The sequence below is a fragment of the Pandoraea sp. SD6-2 genome (assembly GCF_000389825.1).
GTDB classification, from domain to species: Bacteria; Pseudomonadota; Gammaproteobacteria; order Burkholderiales; family Burkholderiaceae; genus Pandoraea; species Pandoraea communis.
On the sequence record NZ_KB944444.1, the window covers coordinates 121,531 to 141,699 of the forward strand.

Sequence of the window (20,169 nt, forward strand, 5' to 3'; positions counted from 1 at the left end):
TCCGCGCCGTTGGAATATCGAAAGCCAAAACACACTGGTACAACCCAACACTTGCTCCCGACGATCCCCGTGGGAGTGATGCATTGAAATCCCGCGTCCTGCCTCGTCCTGCTTCGTCATCAAGGCGTTCGATCCGGCCGGCCCGCTATGGTCGGCGACCAAGGGGTCACGCGGCCAGCCGGGCAAACCCTGCCAGATCGACTGCGGGACGCTTGCCGTCGATGGCGTCGGCAATCACACGCGCCGCGCCCATCGACAAGGTAAAACCCAACCCCCCGTGGCCGACGTTCAGCCACAGATTGCGCAACTTGTCCGCGCGCCCCAGAACCGGACGGCCGTGCGGCGTGGCCGGTCGCATGCCAGTCCATTCCAGCGGCGCGTGCGCACGGCTCAGCGCGGGGAACAACCCCGCAGAGAGGGAGCGCAATGCGTCGATGCGGTGCGTCGCGATGCGATCGTCATACCCCACCAGGTCGGCAATGCCTGCCACGCGCAGATGCTCGCCGAGGCTCGCATAGACGACCTTGTTGTCGGCGTCGGTCACCGACACCTGCGGTCGTGCGTCGACCGGGGCGCCGCGATACGTCAGGCTGTAACCCTTGAGCGGATACAGCGACACCGACTCGCCGATCGTGCGCAACAACGGCATGGCGGCCAACCCGTTGGCGACGACGCAGGCGTCGACCGTCACGTCGCCCGTGCGGGTACGAATCGCCTGCACGGCGCCGCCGCGCGCGTCGAAGCCCGTCACTTCGCGGTCGAACAGCAACGTGCCGCTTGCGTGCGCGCCCACAAGTCGTGCCAGTTCCTTGCACAGCGACTGACAATCGCCGGTGCCTTCGCCCGGCGTATGAATCCCGCCCGCCAGTTCACTGGCAATCTTGCCCAGTGCGGGTTCCAGGGTGGCGCATGTCGCAGCGTCGACACGACGCTGCGTGTAACCGAGGCCGTTGGCGAGCTCCAGCGAACGCTCGGCGGCGGCGAGTTTGCCCGCATCGCGATACACCACGAGCTTTCCGCTGCGGCGGTAGTCGAACGACACCGACTCCTTGGCCAGAAACTCCTGCATCACCTCACGGCTGTGCAGGCCGAGCGAGAGCAGACGCAACGTGGAGCTGGCGTTGGCTCGCGCATTGCAGTGCTTGACGAACTCGATCGACCAGCGCCAGAAATCCGGATCGAACGAGGGTTTGATGCGTAGCGGTCCTGTACGCGAGAACAGCAGCGAGGGCAGTTGCGAAAGTACGCCGGGGGCGGCGAGCGGCGAGACATAGCCGTAGCTCAACTGACCGCCGTTGGCGAAACTCGTCCCGAGGCCCGGACCGCGTCCGGCGTCGATGACGGTGACCTCATGGCCTGCGCGAAGCAACTGATACGCGCTCGCGAGGCCGACGATGCCCGCCCCGATGACTCCAATATGCATGACGATGAATAACAACCAAAAACGCTAGAGAATGCAAGGCGGAAAATATTCCCGGCGGGAGGGCGGGGGCCTCGCGGCAGGCTTTCTACACACCCTTTGCTACGCAGTGTAGAGCGAGAAAATTCGGTAACCTATGCGGATTTGAGGCAGCATATGTCTTTTGGCTATAGGGTCGGCCTCGCTGCCTATCCGGCATCTGGAACAGGGGACGACGTCAGGCATGAAATTGCGGCATATCGAGACGTTTCGCGCGGTGGTGCTGACCGGTTCGGCCAGTGGCGCGGCGCAATTGCTTAACGTATCGCAACCCGTCGTCTCGCGCGTGTTGCAGCACGCCGAGCAGCAACTGGGCTTCAAGCTGTTCGATCGCATCAAGGGCCGGCTCGTGCCAACGGCCGAAGCCCGTCGTCTGTATCCCGACGTTGAACGCATCTTCAGCGATCTGGAGCGGCTGCGCACCACGTCGCGTAACCTGCGCCAGCATGGTGTGGGTCATCTGCGCATTGCGGCGACGCCGAGTCTTGCGCAGAGCCTGTTGCCTGCTGCGATCGAGCGCATGCGTCGTGCGCATCCGGATGTTGTCTTCGAACTGATTACGCATCACACCACCGAAACGATTACCGCGATCCTGACGTCGTCGGTCGACGTCGGCATCGTCTCGGCACCGCCGATGGCGGCGGGCATCGTGAGCCGGCCGGTGGCGCAGGGACACATCGTGCTAGCCGTGCCCGCGTCGTGGCCGAAGCTCTCGCGTCGCGGCCCGGCAAGCGCCGATGCGCTCGCGGGGCGCGATCTCATCAAGCTGCACGACGACACGCCACTGGGGGCGCTGATCAACGAGCGTCTGGATCAGACGGCGTTATTGCAGGACGCCGAATTGATGGTGCAGACGTATTCGCTGGCGGCGGCGCTCGTCGAGCATGGTCTGGGTTACGCGTTGCTCGATCAGTTCACGGCGGCGAGTGCGCATGTGCAGACACAGCGCCTGTACCGCGTGGCGCCGGCCATCGAATTTCCGGTGGAGATGTTGCGCCCCGCGCATCAGCCAGAGTCCGTGCTGGCAGACACGCTGCGGCGGCATCTGGCAGACGTCGCGAGCGAACTCAGCGAACGTGCCGAAGCGTTGTGCGAGGGGCGGGAGATCGTGCTTACGCCGGGCGGGCACGCTGACGAGGGGTAAGCCCTGCCGACGGGATCAGCGGCAGCCCGGCTCGCTTTTCACTTCAAAGTAGGTAAACGGTTGGGCCTGAAGCTTGTCGGCGAGCGAGGGATAGTTCGCCTGTACAAAGCGCCGCGCACCGGCCATGTCGAATTCGGTGCGCAGCCAGACCTTGCCGTCGTGACTGTCGAGCACCAGCGTGCCCGCGTAGATCACGTCGCCCCGGCGGACCTGTACCGTCGGCACCTTGCGGCCCTTGCAATAGCGGAAGCGATAGCTGTTGTCGGCGGGGGTGAATTCCATCGGTCCGAAGCGCTCGTTGCGCATGAGCGGCGAGACGCGCATGGCCACGAAGCCGCGCGTGGGCGGATTGCTGTTGAGCGTGCGTGTGACCTTGCCGCCGATGATGCCGTTGACCGTCTGAGAGACGTCCGAGAAATTCCACGGACCCCACGTGCTTTGCAGCGGCGTGTCGAGGCCGACGATGACGAGGGCGTACTCGTCGAGGGTGTCTTCGGTGAGGGTGGGGTTGGGCGGTACGCCCTTGGTGCTGCACGCCGCCAGCCAGCCGGCGGCCAGCGCCATCAGGGCCGTCAGCGCCGAACGCCGCGCGAGACGCGCGACAGGGGAGAACCACAGGGCACGTAGTGACCTCATTGCAGCCTCCTTGCCGCGCGCAGCGCTCAGGGGACGATCCGGATGGTGACGAAACCGGCGGGTAACGAAACTAAGGAACCTAAGGAACCTCAATCCTGGAGGAATCTTACCTTGACCTTGCGGCCTTTGACACGGCCATCTGCGAGCTTGCGCAATGCCGTCGGCGCGATGTCGCGATCCACGGCAATATACGTGAAGTTCTCCAGCACGTTGATCTTGCCGATCTGGGTGGCGGCAAAGCCGGCCTCGCCGGTGAGTGCGCCGAGCACGTCGCCCGGACGGATCTTGTCCTTCTTGCCACCGAGCATCTGGAGCGTGACCATCGGCGGCAGCAGGTGCCCGCTGCCCGACGGGGTGAGTTCCGAGAGCTTGTGCCACGGCACTTCGTGGCCCAGTGCGGCCTCGATGTTGCCGACACGGCCCATCTCGTTCATCGATGCCAGACTGAACGCCCAGCCTTCCTCGTCGGCGCGGCCCGTGCGGCCGATGCGGTGAACGTACACCTCGGGGTCGGGCGTCACGTCGACATTGATAACTGCTTCGAGCTGCGCGATGTCCAGCCCGCGCGCCGCCACGTCGGTGGCCACCAGCACGGAGCAACTACGGTTCGCGAACTGGATCAGCACCAGATCGCGCTCGCGTTGTTCCAGATCGCCGTGCAGCATCAGGGCGTGAAAGCCCTCGGCGCGTAGCACGTCGGTGAGATCGCGGCATTGCGCCCGCGTATTGCAAAACGCGATGGTGCTCACCGGCCGGAAATGGTCGAGCAGTTGCCCCACGGCGTGCAGACGCTCGTTCTCGCTCACTTCATAGAAGCGCTGGCGAATCTTGCTCGCGTCGTGTTTCTCTTCCAGACGAATCTCGCGCGGCGTGCGCAGCAGGCGCTGAGCGAGCTTGCCGATGCCTTCGGGGTACGTGGCGGAGAAGAGCAGCGTTTGACGCGAAGCGGGCGTTTGACGTGCAACCGTGGCGATGTCGTCGAAAAAGCCCATATCGAGCATGCGATCGGCTTCGTCGAGCACCAGCGTCTTGATGCTGGCGAGCGAGAGCGTGCCGCGGTCCAGGTGATCCATGATGCGCCCCGGCGTGCCGACGATCACGTGGGCGCCGTGGGCGAGGCTTTCCGCCTGCGGGCGCAGGGGCGAGCCGCCGCACAGGGTAAGCACTTTGATATTGTCTTCGGCGCGCGCGATGCGGCGCACTTCCTGCGCGACTTGCTCGGCGAGTTCGCGCGTGGGGCAGAGCACGGCGGCCTGCACTGCGAAATCGCGGGCATCGACGCGCTGGAGCACGCCCAGCGCGAACGCGGCGGTCTTGCCGCTGCCGGTCTTGGCCTGCGCGATGATGTCGTGGCCGGCGAGGATGTCGGGCAGAGACGCCTGCTGGATGGGCGTCATCGAGACGTAACCTAGCCGTGCGAGGTTCTCCTGCATGGCAGGCGTGAGCGGCAGGCTCGAGAAGGGGGCGCTGTCGTTGCGCGATTCGGTGGCTTTTGAGTTCATGCGCAATTATACCGGTCGGGTTGGGCCGGTTGTGCTCGCGTCAGGGTTCGCGCCGTTGCCAGCCTGGGGCTGCCGGGCGTAGCATGGCTCTGCCTGTCGATGTCTCGTCCATTCCCGCTTGAGGTTGCCCATGCCCGCGAATTCGGAAGAGAAAGTCCGCCAGCACATGGCGGAAGTCGTCACGATGGCCGGGGAGCGTGCGCCAGAGGTGGCCGCGCTGTTCGAACCCTTCGTACGGCATTACTACGGTCTGGCCGATGCCGACGATGTCGTCTCGCGCAGTGTCGCCGATCTTTATGGCGCGGCGATGGCGCACTGGCAACTCGGCCAGAAATTCGTCTCCGGCGAGCCACGCATCCGCATCTATAACCCCACGCTCGATCAGCACGGCTGGCATTGCAGCCATACCGTCATCGAAATCGTGAACGACGACATGCCGTTTCTCGTCGATTCGGTGACGATGGAGATCAACCGGCAGGGGTTGGCCCTGCACTCGGCGTTTCATCCGGTCTACCGCATCAAGCGTGACGCGGCAGGCAAGCGCCTCGCGGTGGTGCCGGGCAGCGGCCTCGTTCGCCCCGAGCCTGGGAGCACGCATGTTCCGTCCAATGGCGGGAGCGACGTGGGGGCATTGCTGGCGGCCGGTGCGTCGGATGGGGCACCACAGAGCGACAGCGACGCCACGGCCGACGACGGCCGGTTCGAATCGTATATCCATATCGAAGTCGACCGCTTCTCCGAGCCCGAGCGCATTCAGGCGCTGGCGGACGGCCTGCAACGTGTGCTTGGCGACGTGCGCGCCGCTGTCGAGGACTGGCGTGCGATGCAGGCGGCGGCTCATGCGGCCATCGAAGCCCTCGTGCAACATGCCGCACGAAGGGGCGTGAGTTCGCAGGAGCGGGCGGAGATCGACGAAGCGCATGGGTTCATCGGCTGGATGCTTGCCCGTCACTTCACCTTCCTCGGTTATCGCGACTATGAACTGGTCGAGCGCGAGGGCGAGCATTACCTGCAAGGGGTGGCGGGCACCGGCCTGGGCGTGCTTCGCGAGGCCCGGCGCGACGCCAGCACCCCCGACATCACCCGTCTGTCGCCCGGCGCCATCGGCATCGTGAAGCAGAGTGCGCCAATTTTTCTGACGAAGGCGAATTCGCGGGCCAGCGTGCACCGCCCCGGCTATCTCGATTACGTAGGCGTCAAACGCTTCGATGCTCAGGGGCGCGTGTGCGGCGAGCGTCGTTTCCTCGGGCTCTACACGTCGACCGTCTACATGGTGCCGGTCGACGAAATTCCGTTCGTGCGCCGCAAGGTCGCCGAGGTGATCGGGCGCACCGGCTTCCTGCCGAACGGGCATCTGGCCAAGACGCTCGCCACGATTCTCGAACAATACCCGCGCGACGAACTCTTTCAGATCGAAGTCGACCAACTGGCCGATATCGCGCTGGGCATTCTGCGATTGCAGGAGCGTCAGCGCACACGATTGTTCGTGCGACGTGATCGCTTCGATCGCTTCGTGTCGTGTCTCGTATTCGTGCCGCGCGAGAAGTTCAACACCGATCTGCGCGTGCGTGTGCAGAACCTGTTGCAGACGGCCTATCACGGCACGAGCGTGGAATTCACGCCGCAGCTCTCCGAGTCGATGCTCGCGCGTATTCACATCACCGTGCGCACCGAGCCGGGACACGTGCCGGACGTCGATGTCAACGAACTCGAAGCGAGTATCGTCGAGGCGACGCGCCGTTGGCAGGACGACCTGTCCGACGCATTGCGCGAACAGTTGGGCGAAGAGCGCGGCACACGTGCGCTGCGGCGCTACATGCAGGCATTTCCCGCCGGGTATCGCGAAGACTATGCCGCCCGCGTGGCGGTGCGCGACGTCGAGTTGATCGAGCCGCTGCTGGCCGCCGCGCCGCCGGCCCAGACGGGGGCCACCGGGGCCACGCCGCTCGCCATGCAGCTCTACCGGCCGCTGGAGGCCTCGTCCGGCACGTTGCGCTTCAAGATCTATCAGGCGGGCGAGCCTATCGCGCTCTCGCGCAGCCTGCCGATGCTTGAGCACCTCGGCGTGCGGGTGAATGACGAGCGTCCGTACCGTATCGAGCCTGCCGACACGGGGGCCGTCTGGATGCACGACTTCGGCATGACGAGTCTGGATGGTGCGGACGTCGATCTCGAGCAGGCCCGCTCGCGCTTCGAAGATGCCTTCGCGCGCATCTGGGCAGGCGATGTCGAGAACGACGACCTCAATCGTCTGGTCTTGCAAGCCGGGCTGACGTGGCGAGAAGTGCGCATTCTGCGGGCGTACGCGAAGTACATCCGTCAGGTCGGTTCAACCTTCAGTAACGCGTACATCGAGAGTGCGCTGACCGGAAACCCGTCGATTGCCGGCATGCTGGTGCGTCTGTTCCTCGCCCGTTTCGATCCGGCGCTGAGCGAACAGGTGCGCTCGTCGCAGGCGGAGCGGCTGCGTGCACAGATTCATGCGGCGCTCGAAGACGTTCCCAATCTCGACGAAGATCGCATTCTGCGCCAATTTCTTGGCGTGCTCGAAGCGACGTTGCGCACCAACTACTTCCAGACGGGCAAGGATGGTGTCACGCAAAAGACCTACCTGTCGTTCAAGTTCGATCCATCGAAGGTGCCGGGCCTACCCGACCCGAAGCCGATGTTCGAGATCTGGGTGTACTCGCCGCGCGTGGAAGGCGTGCATCTGCGCGGCGGACGCGTTGCGCGTGGCGGTCTGCGCTGGTCGGATCGCCGCGAGGACTTCCGCACCGAGGTGCTGGGCCTGGTCAAAGCGCAGATGGTGAAGAACACCGTGATCGTGCCGGTCGGTTCGAAGGGCGGCTTCGTGGTGAAGCAACCGCCGTTGCCGGGCGACCGGGATGCTTATCTGGCCGAGGGCGTGGCGTGTTACCAGACGTTCCTGCGCGGTCTGCTGGATCTGACCGACAACTATGTCGACGGTCAGCTAGTGCCGCCGCCGCAAACCGTACGCATCGACGGCGACGACCCTTACCTCGTGGTCGCGGCCGACAAGGGCACGGCTACCTTTTCCGACTACGCCAATGCCATTTCTGCCGAGTACGGCTTCTGGCTTGGCGACGCTTTCGCGTCGGGCGGCTCGGTCGGGTACGACCACAAGAAGATGGCTATCACGGCACGCGGCGCCTGGGAGTCGGTGAAGCGTCACTTCAGCGAGATCGGCGTCGACACCCAAACGCAGGACTTCACAGTCGTCGGCATCGGCGACATGTCGGGCGACGTCTTCGGCAACGGCATGTTGCTCTCGAAGCACATCCGGCTCGTGGCGGCATTCGATCATCGGCACGTTTTCCTCGATCCGAACCCCGATGCGGCGACGTCGTTCGCCGAGCGCGAGCGCATGTTCCAATTGCCGCGCTCCAGTTGGGCCGATTACGACACGAGTCTCATCTCGGAGGGCGGGGGTGTGTTTCCCCGTACGGCCAAGGCGATTGCGCTCTCGCCGCAGGTGCGTGAACTGATCGGCACCGACGCGACTGAAATGCCGCCCAACGACCTGTTGCGCGCGCTATTGAAAGCACCGGTCGATCTGCTCTACAACGGCGGCATCGGCACATACGTGAAAGCGAGTACCGAGACACACGCACAAGTGGGCGACCGCGCCAACGACAGTCTGCGGGTGAACGGTGCAGAGCTGCGCTGCAAGGTCGTGGCCGAGGGCGGCAATCTCGGGTTGACGCAACTCGGGCGTATCGAGTACGCGCAGCACGGCGGGCGCATCAACACCGATGCCATCGACAACTCGGCGGGCGTCGATTGCTCCGATCACGAGGTCAACATCAAGATTCTGCTGGGTCTGGTGGTGACGGATGGCGAAATGACGCTCAAGCAGCGCAACACGTTGCTCGCGGAAATGACCGAAGAAGTTGGCACGCTCGTGCTGCGCGACAACTATTTGCAGACGCAAGCCTTGTCGCTGGGACGGTTGCGCGCGGCGGCGGCGCTCGACGACGACGCGCGCTTCATGCGTTATCTCGAGCGGGCACAGCGGCTGGTGCGCGCCATCGAGTTTCTGCCCGACGACGAAGCACTCGACGCGCGCCGCGCGGCCGGGGCGGGACTGACGTCGCCGGAGCGCGCGGTGCTCATGGCCTACAGCAAGATGTGGCTCTACGACGTACTGCTCGCAAGCGATCTGCCCGATGCCGACTTCGTAGCCGAGGAGTTGCCGTCCTACTTCCCCACGCCGCTGGCGAGCCGATGCGGCGCGGCGATGCTGCGTCACCCGCTCAAACGCGAAATTCTCGCCACGATGCACGCCAACGCGCTCGTGAACCGGGCGGGGGTGACGTTCGTACACCGATTGAGCGAGGAGACCGGCGCGGAGCCGGCTGATGTTGTGCGGGCCAGTCTGGCGGCGCGCGGCGCTTATGGCCTCGACGCGCTATGGCGCGAGGTCGATGCGCTCGACGCACGGGTCTCGCACGAAACGCAGGCATCGCTCTTTGCGTCCATCGCGCAATGGCACGAGCAGGCGACGTTGTGGTTCCTGCGCCGGCGGCTGAGCGATGTGCCGCAGACCGTCGAGCGGTTGCGCGGTGTGCTCGATCCGATTTTGCCGACACTCGACACCTTGGTTAGCGGCGAGGCGGCCGAGGATGCGCGCCTCAGGGCGCAGACGATGATCGACGCCGGTGTGCCGATGTCGCTCGCACAAACGGCGGCGGGGATCGGTGCGCGAGTGGCATTGCTCGACATTGCGGAAGTGGCCAGCACCAGCGCGCGCGAGCCCGCGCTTGCCGCACAGGTGTATTTCTCGCTCGATGCGCCGCTCGGCTATGGCTGGTTGCAGACCGGCATACTGGGTTTGCCGATGCAGACGCACTGGCAACGGCTCGCGCGTGCCACCTTGCTTGAGGAGTTGTCGGTGCTCAGGCGGCGTTTGACGGCCAGCGTGCTCGACGGCGGCGAGCAGGCGGAGGCCGTCGAGCACGCTGCCGACGTCGCCGACCCGAGTCCGGCAGGCAGACTGGTCGCGGGGTGGCAGCACGCGCATGCCGAGGCGTTGGCGCGTTATCACCGCGTGCTTGCCGATCAGGTGGCCGTGGGCAATACCGATCTCGCCATGCTGTCGGTGAGTCTGAAGGCATTGGCGGAGGTCGGGCGCTGATGTCTGACGTCTGGCGGATGCGGCGGGTGTGATGTGACGAGGGGTTCCGCGTATGTTCGCGATCGAGGGATCGATGGCTTTGCCGGGATTGCATATGCGATAGGCGCGGAATTCCTTGTGGCGAATCGTTGGTTGGGCGAGCGGCCCACGGATGGTGTAATCGACACGGTTATTCGTTTTTCACCGTAGAGGACACCCCCGTGGGTCGTAGACGTTTTCTCTCCGGCGCGCTTCGTCTGGCGGGCGCTGCCGCATTTGGTTTGCCGCCGCTGGCCGTTTCCAGGCGTGCCTATTCCCGTGATGAATTCCGTGCCGCGCAGGCGATTCCGGCGGGTGTGACGCTGCGCGTCGGTCTGGCGAGCCGTCTTGGTCCGGACGTCCAGCTTCAGATCGCGGGTGCGTTGCGAGACCTGCCGTATCGCATCGAGTGGGCGAGTTTCGAGGCGGCGCCGCCAGCGCTCGAGGCGCTACTCAGCGGACATATCGACGTTTTCTCGGGCGGCGACACGCCAACGCTGGCGATTGCCGCCCGGCCGGGCAACGCCTTCGTTGTGGGGGCACAGAACAATGGCCTGTACGGGGCGCTGCTGGTGCGCGGCGACTCGCCGCTACATCAGGTCAGCGAACTCAAAGGCAAGCGCGTGGCGGTTTTTCGCGGCTCGGGTTTCCACAATAGTCTTGTGTCGATCATCGAGCAGGCGGGGTTGCGCTGGCAGGATATCGAGCCGGTCTATCTGACACCGGCCGACGGTCTTGCGGGACTCATCAGCGGCAAGGTCGATGCCTGGGGCATTTGGGACCCGAATGCGGCGATTGCACAGCGTCAATACGGGGCGCGCATCCTCGCGACACCTCAACGTCTGTCGTATGCCTTCCAATTTGCGAGCAAGTCCGTGCTCGGCGACAGCGCCCGTCGCGCCGCCTTGCAGGACTATCTCGTGCGGGCCCAGACCGCTGCCGATTGGGTGCGCACGCATGCGCAGGCATGGGCGGGCAAACAGGTCGAAACCGCACGTCTGTCGCCTGACGCAGCCGCGCTTGCCGCGAGCCGCACGGGCGGGCAGTTCACGCCCATCGACGACGCGCTCATCGCCACCGTGCAGCAGGAAGCCGAGCGCTTTGCGTCGCTCGGCATCATCGCACGGCCCGTGGAGGTGCGCCCAGTCTTCGACGCCCGTTTCAACACCGTATTGGCGGCGGCTGCCGCGCGTGCGACGGCGTGAGGGTGTTGCCTGATTTTCCTGCCCTCGCGCCGTTCATCCCATTCATTTCATCGACTTCATCGAAGAGGTTTTCGTGAGCAACCTGCGTGAATATCTGCTGCAAAAGAAAGGCGCCGTGACAAGCTGGCGCAACAAGATCCGCGACGATGGTTCGCAACCCGCGCAATTGAGCGCGCGCGTGAGCGCCGAAGGTCGCACGGGCGTGCGTCGCATCCGCGTGCGCGACTTTCAGATCATTTTCGATAGCGGGCCCGAACTGGCGGGGCATTCGCTGGGCCCAGGCTCGCAGGAGATGCAGCTTGGCGTGCTGGGCACTTGCCTCACGCACATTTTTCTGACGCAGGCGGCGTTGCAGGACGTGCCGCTCGACGCGATCAATGTCGAGGTGACGGCCAACATCGATCACCGTGCCGGGCAGCCGGGTTTCGAGAATGTGCCGGTCTATCCGGTCAACGTGCGCTACACGGCGCATATCGAATCGCCCGCGTCGCGCGAACAGATCGCGGCGCTGCACGAAGCGGTTGAGCGTACCTGCCCGATCTACAACTTCCTGATCAACCCGCAGACGATTCAGGGCCAGATCGAGCACACCCGTACCGCCGCGTGAGCGTGTGGAACGACTTCCGGCGTGGGCTGCGCTCAAGCTGACTGATACTGATTTTAGGAAACACCTGTCATGCCCATCGAGATCCTCGGCACGGTGCCGCACAGCTGTGTCACTGAGACGACCGGATTGCGCGGCGCGAGTGCCTTTGAACCGGAGTACATCGCGGCGGTGGCGCGCGCCCATGAGCAGGCGGGGTACGACCGCGTGCTGATCGGGCATGAGTCATGGCGTCCGGATGCGTTCCAGATTGCCGCCTATGTGCTGTATCAGACATCGAGGCTCGGCGCGCTGGTGGCACATCGCCCCGGCTTCACGCAACCGACGCTGGCTGCGCGTCAGGCGCTCACGCTGGAGCGTCTGGCCGGGGCAGGGCGCGTGGCGTTGCATATCATCACCGGAGGCGACGAAACCGATCAGCGCCGTGACGGCGACGACGTGCCGCACGATGCCCGCTACGCCCGAACCGACGAGTATCTCGACGTACTCAAACGCGTGTGGCGCGAGGCGTCCACGTTCTCTCACCACGGCGACTTCTATCGTGTCGATGGCGCGTTTTCGGCGGTCAAGCCGCACCATCCCGATTCGATCGGGTTGTCGTTCGCCGGGGCGTCCGACGGTGCGGTGCGCGTTGGCGCAAAGCATGCCGATGTCTACATGCTCTGGGGCGAGCCGCTTGCACCGACACAGGCGTTCGTCGAGCGGGTTCAGGGCGAAGCGGCGCGACACGGGCGGCAAGTCCGTTTCAGCGTGTCGCAGCGCCCGATTCTCGGGGCGACCGAAGCCGAGGCGTGGGAGCGCGCCGAACATATCTTCGAGACATCGCGCCGTGAACTCGAGGCGGCCGCAAAGGCGGATGGCCCGCAGTTCTCGTCGCCGGTACGCAGCTCCGTCGGCGCGAAGCGGCTCAACACCGTGGCGCAGGAGCAGGACGTGGCCGACGAACGCCTCTGGCTCAAGTACACGCGGTTGCTTGGCGCAGGCGGCTCGACGTCGGCACTGGTCGGCACGCCGGAGCAAGTGGCGCAGGCCTATCTTCGTTACTACGACATTGGCGTGAGCGCCTTCTACATCCGCGGCTGGAATCTGCTCGACGACACCGTGGAATATGGCCAGAAGCTCATTCCCCTGCTGCGCGAAGGCGCGGCCGAGCGGGACCGGGCGCGCGGGAATGCGGCCAATCGGTAACTGAAAGTCCGGTTCGCCGTCATTTTTTAAGCGTTTACACAAAAGACGCGAAACGGCGTATTATCCGGGAAAACCCTAGGATTGAGTTGACCTACGCGCATGCTTGCCCGGCGTGTGGGCTGGCGCTTCCTGGGGTTTCGTCGATTCCTGATCCCCTGCGCAATGCCCAACGACACCCGCCCTGCGAACAGACAGTTCGCGACGACATTGCAGATCGTCTCCACCGTGTTCTTCACGTTCCTCTGCTATCTGACGGTCGGTTTGCCGCTCGCCGTGCTGCCGTCGTTCGTGCACGTGGATCTGGCTTACAGTTCGGTTGTTGCCGGGTTGGCCATCAGCGTCCAGTATCTGGCGACGCTGCTCTCGCGCCCTTACGCCGGGCGCACGGCTGACGCTTGGGGGCCGAAGCGCACGGTGCTGTGCGGATTGGTGGCCTGCGGCGCATCTGGCTTGCTCGTGGCGCTGGCCGGTGTGTTCTCCGATGTGGCGTGGCTCTCGCTCCTTGCGTTGATTCTCGGGCGTCTCGTGCTGGGTTTTGGCGAGAGTTGGGTGTCGACGGGCGCGATCATGTGGGGCATTGGGCAGGTGGGGCCGTCGCACACCGCGCGCGTTATCTCTTGGAACGGCGTTGCGACATACGGCGCGTTGGCGCTGGGCGCACCGTTGGGCGTTGCGCTAGACAATGCCTATGGCATTGAAGCGCTGGGCGGGGCGATTGCGCTGTCCGGCATTGTGGGATTGGTGCTGGCGCGCGTGAAGCGCGCGACACCGGTCATCCACGGTGAGCGTCTGGCGTTCCATGCCGTGCTTGGCCGCGTGTTGCCGTTCGGCATGGGCCTCGCGCTGGGTTCCATCGGCTTTGGCGCCATTTCCACCTTCATCACGCTTTACTACGCGAGCCATCACTGGGACAACGCGGCGCTTGCGCTGACCGCGTTCGGTGTGTGCTTCATGGGCGTGCGGCTATTGCTTGGCAGCAGCATCGGGCGCTTCGGTGGCTACCGTGTTGCGATGGTGTCGTTTGCGCTCGAAGCGTTCGGACTGGTCGTGCTTGGCATAGCGCCGACCGGATTCACCGCGTTGTTGGGGGCGGCGCTCTCGGGGGCGGGGTTCTCGTTGGTGTTCCCGTCGCTGGGTGTGGCGGCTGTCAACCTGGTGCCGGCACAGAACCGTGGTGCGGCACTGGGTGCGTACTCCGTGTTTCTCGACGTTGCGCTTGGCGTAACAGGCCCGGTGGCGGGCCTGATCGTGGGGGCGTATGGGTACGCCGAGGTGTACTTGTGTGCGGCCATCGCAGCCGTCGCGGCTATCTTGCTGACGTTGTGGATGGCGCGTGCTGCACAGGCTCGCGAGGGCGGCAAGAAAGTCGCACAGACTGCGTAATACCCTACGGCGGCGCGATTAACTCGCCGCCGACTTTTGCGCTGCCACGATGGTGGCAAGCCGCTTGATCAGGCTGGGGATACGCGAAGCATCCGTATCGCCGTAGCCGATCACGAGACCGTTATCCGTGGGTAGTGGGTCGAGTGCAAAGCTCGACAGGGCGCGAGGGCCGATGCCTTCGCGCTGTGCGGCGGCCACGATGGCCTTGTCGGGGAAGGCGGGATCGAGCCGCACTGTCAGGTGCAGGCCGCAGCGTTCTCCGATCACCGCATACGCCGGGTCGAAATACGAGGCCAGCGCGTCACGCAGTGCGGTCTGACGTTCCCGATACAGACGCCGCATGCGGCCGAGATGTCGCGCGAACTGACCGCTTCGGATGAAATCGGCCATAGCGAGTTGTTCGAAGCGATGACCGCCGCGCAGGAGTTCGTCGAGTGCATCGCGGGCTTGCGTGGCGAGTGTTGCGGGCAGAATCAGGAAGCCGAGGCGGAGTGCGGGAAACATCGTCTTGCTGAACGTTCCGACGTACACCACGGGGCTATCCGGCACCATGCCTTGCATGGCGGCGATGGGTTCGCCTTGATGGCGAAACTCGCTATCGTAGTCGTCTTCCAGAATCCAGCTACCGTGATGCCGAGCCTGAGCGATCAGATCGAGGCGGCGAGCGGCCGACAGCACGCTGCCGAGCGGATATTGGTGCGAGGGCGTGACATACACCAGCCGTGGCGGCGACGTTTCCCACAGACCATCCGGAATCACGATTCCTTCGTCATCGACGCGAAGGGCTTGGAGGCGAACGTCGCTCGAATGAAAGGCGGCCTTGGCGCCGCGATAGCCGGGATCTTCCATCCAGACCGTATCGCCGGGGTCGGTGAGTAGCCGGACGCAGAGGATCAGTGCCTCGTGCGCGCCTTCCGTAATGACGACCTGAGAAGCATCGCAACGCACGCCGCGAGAGATGCGGAGGTGTTCGGCGATGGCTTCGCGCAGGGCGGGTTCTCCGAGCGGGTCGCCATAGTGATAGTGGCGGGGTTGGGCCTCGCGCATGACCCGTTCGAGTGTGCGACGCCAGGTACTGGCGGGAAAGCGGGTGAGCGCGGGCACACCGGGTGTGAACGGGAGGGGTGTTTCGTTGGCGCGGGCGGCGTGCCGGGTGGATGGCAGGCGTTGGATGCGTCGTGAGGCGGCGGGTGTGGTGGGGAGATCGTCCGGCGGCGGAGGCACGAGCGCGTCGGCCTTTTGTTTGGCGGCTTCGGCGGCGAAGTGTGGGTCGAGGGAGAGTTGTGCGACGCGGGTACCGAGTCGGTGGGGGACGATGAAGCCTTCGGCGGCGAGTTGATCGTAGACGATGGAGACGGTGTTCCGTGAGACGGCGAGATCTTCGGCGAGGGTGCGGGAGGCGGGAAGTCGGGCACCGGCGGGCAGGCGGCCTTCGAGAATGGCGTGTTTGAGCCGGGAGAGAAGTTGTTTTTGGAGAGAGGCGCCGCGACCGGGCCCGAGGGTGAGTGGGCTATCGAAGAGTGCGGCGACATTTTCCGGCGAGTGATCGTGGAGAGCGGGGCGGCCTTTCGGAGCGGTAGTCATGGCGACGTGGCGAAATAGAGGGCGGGGGCGGCGAAACCGAGAGCGTATGCGGCCGGACCGGAGCCCCCTTCCGCTGCGAGTTGGGTCACTGTCTGAGTGGCGGAAGGGGGCTTCGGTCTGGCTTGCGGCGGGTTTTACAAAAATCCTGGCACCATGAGATTTCCGCATAGTGGTGCTTTTAATCGTACCACTGAAGCGATACCTTGAGCGTCATGAACTGAACGTGGGCCTATTTTCGGAGAAAGAAGGACATGACTGACGCACCAAACTTCAACGAGTACGACCAGCCGATCGGCGCTGCGCTGCCGGATTGGAAGCCGCGAGCGGCGCCGTCGCGTACGCCGATCGAGGGGCGTTACTGCCGGATCGAGCCGATTGACGTGGAGCGTCATGCGAAGGATTTGTACGAGGCATATGCTGGCGCGCCGGACGGCCGAGACTGGACATACATGAGTGGCGGCCCGTTCCCGGACTTCGACAGTTACTACGCGTACGCGACCAAGTTGGCGTCGTCTGCTGATCCATTGCATTACGCGATCATTGATCGGGAGACGGGCAAGGCGGTGGGGACGTTTGCGCTTATGCGCATCGACGTGGCGAACGGCGTGATCGAGGTCGGGCATGTGGCGTATTCGCCGTTGCTCAAGCGCACGCGTGTGGGTACGGAGGCGCAATACCTGTTGATGCGCCGAGCATTCGACGAGTTGGGTTATCGCCGATACGAGTGGAAGTGCGATGCTTTGAACGCACCGTCGCGCAGAGCGGCGGCGCGTTACGGTTTCATCTTCGAGGGCATCTTCCGTCAGGCGATTGTGTACCGGGGCCGTAGCCGCGACACGGCGTGGTTCTCGATTATCGATGGCGAATGGCCGGCCATCAGCCGTGGTTTCCAGCAATGGTTATCGCCGGAGAACTTCGATGCGCAGGGGCAGCATCGTGCGGGGTTGGCCGCATTGATTTCGGCTGCGAAGGCGTGAGTGCCGGGTAGGGCAACTGCTGCGAGCCGCAGCATCGCATCGCAATGCAAAACGGCCCGCCGGGGGAATCCTCCGGCGGGCCGTTTTGTCATGGGGATGTCGAATCGATCAACCCGGGAAGAACGTGTACTTCAGCACGAACAGGACGGCGATCACCCAGGCGGCCGGGTGAACTTGTTTCGCGCGGCCCGTGAACAGCTTGAGTACGGCATACGAGATGAAGCCGAATGCCAGACCCGTGGCGATCGAGTAGGTGAACGGCATTGCCAGTGCGGTCAATGCGGCCGGGGTGGCTTCCGTGATGTCGTCCCACTCCACGTCGAGCAGTTCGCGCAGCATCAGACCTGCGACATATAGCAGCGCCGGGGCGGCTGCGTAGGCGGGTACCGAACCGGCCAGCGGAGCGATGAACAGTGCGAGGATGAAGAGTGCGGCAATCGTGAGGGCGGTGAGGCCCGTGCGGCCGCCGGCTTGAACGCCCGAGGCGCTTTCCACGTAGGCAGTCGTGCTGCTCGTACCCAGCAGCGAGCCGATGAAAATTGCGATCGAGTCGGCGAAGAGCGCGCGGCCAAGGCCCTTGTAATGCGTACCTTCGAGCAGACCGGCGCGCTTTGCCACGCCCATCAGCGTGCCGGTGGCGTCGAACACTTCCACCAGCACGAACGCGAGAATCACGTGAACGAAGCCTGCGTGCAGTGCGCCTGGAATGTCGAGTTGGAGGAACGTCGGGGCCAGGCTCGGCGGCATGGCGAAGACACCCTGGAACTGGTTCAGGCCCAGGACCATCGAGAGAACCGTCACGGCCAGAATGCCGATCAGGATGGCGCCACGTACGCGCAGGGCGTCGAGCACGGCAATCAGGAAGAAGCCGAAGATCGCGAGCAGCGCCTGCGGCGAGTGGAGATCGCCCAGACCGATTTTCGTCGCCGGGTTCGCCACGACCACACCGGCGTTACCGAGCGCGATGATCGCGAGGAACAGCCCGATGCCGGCCGCAATTGCACATCGCAACGATTTGGGCACCCCGGCAATCAGCCATGAGCGTATGCCTGTTACCGTCAGGATGATGAACAAACACCCTGAGATAAACACCGCGCCCAGCGCTTGTTGCCACGTGTAGCCCATTGCGCCGACGACCGTGAAGGCGAAGAAGGCGTTCAGCCCCATGCCCGGCGCCATGCCGATCGGGTAGTTCGCGACGAACGCCATCACCACCGAGCCGATGGCGGCCGCAAGACAGGTCGCCACAAACACGGCGCTCTTGTCCATGCCGGTCGTGCCGAGGATGTTGGGGTTGACGAAAATGATGTACGACATGGTGAGGAAGGTCGTGAGACCTGCCACCATTTCTGTCCGTACATTGGAGCCATGCTCCTTGAGCTTGAAGAATTTAGTCAGCAACGTGCTCTCCTTGTCACTTTGTTATGCCGTTGTCCGTGTGCAGCGGGGGCGCGCGCATTGTACTGCGAGCGAACCCGTGCAGCTGAGTTTGTCAGAACTTGGTGCGCATGCCCATCCCAAAAGTATTCCCCGCTTCGAGCCCGGACACCTTGTCGTTCAGGTAGGCCACATAGAGATCCGTACGCTTGGAGAGGTGGTAATCGTAGCCGAGCGCCCAGGTGCTTCGGCTCGTGTCGTTCATACCCGAATTCTTCGTATAGGCGAACGAAGCCATCACGCTGCCTCCGCCGAGCGGCACCGACACGCCCAACTGAGCGCCGTTCGACGTCAGGTTGCCGCCGGTAATCGTGTTCTTGATGTACTGATACTGACCGTAGAGCTTGACCGCCTGAAAGTCGTAAGTCAGACCGGCTTGCAGGGCCTGCTGATTGCGAAAGCCGGTGATACCTGCCTGATCGTCGGGCGTCGAATCGAACTTCACCTGTTGATAGGCGAGGGTGGCCGCGAGCGGGCCATGGAAATACATCGCGGCGGCGCTCCACTTGTTCTGGCCCATTTCACCGGCCTTGTTGCCAAAGGCGTACGAGAAGCTGGCGCCGAGCCCCTTGTAATCCGGCGTGGCATACATCACCGTGTTGCTCCACCCCGAATCACCGACGATCCCCTGACCCGCGAGGCCGAGGAACGTGTGATAGACCATCGGGCTAAACGTATACGAGTCCACGAACGGGTTAAACAGAATCGTCGAGACGAAATAGGACGTGGTGAGACGCCCCATCGTCACCGTGCCGAGCGAGTTCGATTGCAGTCCGACATAGGCGTTGCGCGAGAAGAAACTGTCGCCGGTGAAGCGGCCATAGCGTCCGCTCTGCGGCAAGAAGAAATCCTCCAGCGTGAAGATCGCCTTGAGACCGTCGCCTAGATCCTCAGAACCCTTCATGCCCCAGTAAGAAGTGGACATTCCGCCACCGCCTTGCGTCCACGCGCGCTCACCGCCCGGTGCCTTGGCGGCCCCGACCCAGGCGTCGACCTGACCGTAGAGCGATACGTTGGATTGTGCGTGGGCGACGCCCGCTGCGCTACAGACCGCGAGGGCGAGCGCGCCTCGCAGCCAATCTGCTGCCTTGCTCATGAATGTGTCTCCGTCTCGTTTTAGTTTGTGCGTGCCTCTGAACTTCTCTTTTCACCGAAGAGTGCAAGGGGGCACGCCTGAGTCATTGACACACTGACTTCGCTTCGCGAGGGTATCGGTGTTGCTTTGAGGCGTGATTATTATTATCAAGTTGCCTCATATGACATATCACCTGGCTTTGATACTCGGTATTCCGTTGTTGACGGCACAATTTTCGGGTTAACGCCGGTGGTTTGCCCCTTGCACACGGCTGCGGTCTGCCATCGGCGGGGTCCCCGTTTTCGTCGCTCCACGAAATTCGCTTTGGAAAACGGGGACCCCACCGACGGCCATCTCCATGCCATCGATTCGACGCGACCTCCCCCGGCGCACACGCTTGCGCAGTCGTTCGCCTTACCGTCACGACGACACCGTCTTCTCCTGCGCCCAGGCTCTCGCCGACCGTCCCCACGTGCTTCGCAACTGCTGGGGCCCGATCGTCGAGAGCCTCGTTATCCCCAAAGGACTTCTTCGCTCCCGGTTTGCAGGTGTCGTCGTGAAATACGCGACGCGCCCACGTCACCGAGTGTGTTGCAACCTTGTCGGTAGCCACGGCCGTTGCGGACTGGGCGGAGGAGGCACCGGTGCGATGTCGAGGGCCTCGCTGCTCGGGCCCCAGCAGTTGCGAAGCACGTGGGGACGGGCGGCGAGGCCCTTGGCGCATGAGAAGACGGTGTCGTCGTGAAGATGGGGGTGGCGGGGGAAGCGAGGCGAGGAGGGGGATGGGTTGCGACGATGCGAG

At 64.1% G+C, this 20,169-nt stretch carries 13 protein-coding genes; 7 read left to right on the plus strand and 6 right to left on the minus strand.

The window, feature by feature from the left end; translation table 11 throughout:
• Positions 1-166: 166 nt before the first annotated feature.
• Positions 167-1,423 carry a D-amino acid dehydrogenase gene (locus C266_RS13540; RefSeq protein WP_036662982.1) on the minus strand — a complete coding sequence of 419 codons (1,257 nt, stop codon included), beginning with the start codon at positions 1,421-1,423 and terminating at the stop codon, positions 167-169.
• Between the two features lie 220 nt (positions 1,424-1,643).
• On the opposite strand from C266_RS13540, the gene C266_RS13545 reads away from it, so the two are divergent.
• Positions 1,644-2,603 (plus strand): LysR family transcriptional regulator, encoded by a 960-nt coding sequence (locus tag C266_RS13545; RefSeq protein WP_010805913.1) that lies wholly within the window; start codon positions 1,644-1,646, stop codon positions 2,601-2,603.
• 15 nt (positions 2,604-2,618) lie between these two features.
• On the opposite strand, the gene C266_RS13550 is transcribed toward C266_RS13545, so the two are convergent.
• Positions 2,619-3,239, minus strand: a complete 621-nt coding sequence (locus tag C266_RS13550; RefSeq protein ID WP_010805914.1) for a hypothetical protein — start codon at positions 3,237-3,239, stop codon at positions 2,619-2,621.
• 89 nt (positions 3,240-3,328) lie between these two features.
• Positions 3,329-4,741, minus strand: a complete 1,413-nt coding sequence (dbpA, locus tag C266_RS13555) for an ATP-dependent RNA helicase DbpA (protein WP_010805915.1) — start codon at positions 4,739-4,741, stop codon at positions 3,329-3,331.
• Between the two features lie 130 nt (positions 4,742-4,871).
• Here dbpA and C266_RS13560 point away from each other — a divergent pair, with 130 nt between their 5' ends.
• The 5 genes from C266_RS13560 to C266_RS13580 all read left to right on the plus strand — a co-directional run bounded on the left by C266_RS13560 (position 4,872) and on the right by C266_RS13580 (position 14,294).
• Entirely contained in the window at positions 4,872-9,896 is a 5,025-nt protein-coding gene (locus tag C266_RS13560) for an NAD-glutamate dehydrogenase (RefSeq protein ID WP_010805916.1), read from the plus strand.
• A 200-nt stretch (positions 9,897-10,096) separates the two neighbouring features.
• The gene (locus tag C266_RS13565) at positions 10,097-11,119 is read left to right on the plus strand and encodes a PhnD/SsuA/transferrin family substrate-binding protein (protein ID WP_010805917.1); all 1,023 of its coding nucleotides are present in this window, start codon (positions 10,097-10,099) and stop codon (positions 11,117-11,119) included.
• A gap of 73 nt (positions 11,120-11,192) precedes the next feature.
• Positions 11,193-11,726: an OsmC family protein gene (locus tag C266_RS13570; RefSeq protein WP_010805918.1), complete on the plus strand. Its 534-nt coding sequence runs from the start codon at positions 11,193-11,195 to the stop codon at positions 11,724-11,726.
• Positions 11,727-11,795: 69 nt separating this feature from the next.
• Complete coding sequence (locus C266_RS13575) at positions 11,796-12,911, plus strand: LLM class flavin-dependent oxidoreductase (RefSeq protein ID WP_010805919.1); 1,116 nt, start codon at positions 11,796-11,798, stop codon at positions 12,909-12,911.
• 162 nt (positions 12,912-13,073) lie between these two features.
• Positions 13,074-14,294: an MFS transporter gene (locus tag C266_RS13580; RefSeq protein ID WP_036662986.1), complete on the plus strand. Its 1,221-nt coding sequence runs from the start codon at positions 13,074-13,076 to the stop codon at positions 14,292-14,294.
• Positions 14,295-14,312: 18 nt separating this feature from the next.
• Here C266_RS13580 and C266_RS13585 read toward each other — a convergent pair whose 3' ends face one another.
• Positions 14,313-15,878, minus strand: a complete 1,566-nt coding sequence (locus C266_RS13585) for a PLP-dependent aminotransferase family protein (protein ID WP_010805921.1) — start codon at positions 15,876-15,878, stop codon at positions 14,313-14,315.
• Between the two features lie 251 nt (positions 15,879-16,129).
• On the opposite strand from C266_RS13585, the gene C266_RS13590 reads away from it, so the two are divergent.
• Positions 16,130-16,855 carry a GNAT family N-acetyltransferase gene (locus C266_RS13590; protein ID WP_010805922.1) on the plus strand — a complete coding sequence of 242 codons (726 nt, stop codon included), beginning with the start codon at positions 16,130-16,132 and terminating at the stop codon, positions 16,853-16,855.
• A 108-nt stretch (positions 16,856-16,963) separates the two neighbouring features.
• On the opposite strand, the gene C266_RS13595 is transcribed toward C266_RS13590, so the two are convergent.
• On the minus strand, positions 16,964-18,256 hold the full coding sequence (locus tag C266_RS13595) for an NCS2 family permease (protein ID WP_010805923.1): 1,293 nt from the start codon (positions 18,254-18,256) through the stop codon (positions 16,964-16,966).
• Between the two features lie 91 nt (positions 18,257-18,347).
• Positions 18,348-19,388, minus strand: a complete 1,041-nt coding sequence (locus tag C266_RS13600) for a porin (protein ID WP_010805924.1) — start codon at positions 19,386-19,388, stop codon at positions 18,348-18,350.
• Between the last annotated feature and the right edge of the window lie 781 nt (positions 19,389-20,169).

Coding starts and splice junctions, on each gene's coding strand:
- C266_RS13590 (WP_010805922.1), top strand. CDS start 16,130: ATGACTGACGCACCAAACTTCAACGAGTACGACCAGCCGATCGGCGCT.
- C266_RS13600 (WP_010805924.1), bottom strand. CDS start 19,388: ATGAGCAAGGCAGCAGATTGGCTGCGAGGCGCGCTCGCCCTCGCGGTC.
- C266_RS13545 (WP_010805913.1), top strand. CDS start 1,644: ATGAAATTGCGGCATATCGAGACGTTTCGCGCGGTGGTGCTGACCGGT.
- C266_RS13550 (WP_010805914.1), bottom strand. CDS start 3,239: ATGAGGTCACTACGTGCCCTGTGGTTCTCCCCTGTCGCGCGTCTCGCG.
- C266_RS13540 (WP_036662982.1), bottom strand. CDS start 1,423: ATGCATATTGGAGTCATCGGGGCGGGCATCGTCGGCCTCGCGAGCGCG.
- C266_RS13575 (WP_010805919.1), top strand. CDS start 11,796: ATGCCCATCGAGATCCTCGGCACGGTGCCGCACAGCTGTGTCACTGAG.
- C266_RS13560 (WP_010805916.1), top strand. CDS start 4,872: ATGCCCGCGAATTCGGAAGAGAAAGTCCGCCAGCACATGGCGGAAGTC.
- C266_RS13585 (WP_010805921.1), bottom strand. CDS start 15,878: ATGACTACCGCTCCGAAAGGCCGCCCCGCTCTCCACGATCACTCGCCG.
- C266_RS13580 (WP_036662986.1), top strand. CDS start 13,074: ATGCCCAACGACACCCGCCCTGCGAACAGACAGTTCGCGACGACATTG.
- dbpA (WP_010805915.1), bottom strand. CDS start 4,741: ATGAACTCAAAAGCCACCGAATCGCGCAACGACAGCGCCCCCTTCTCG.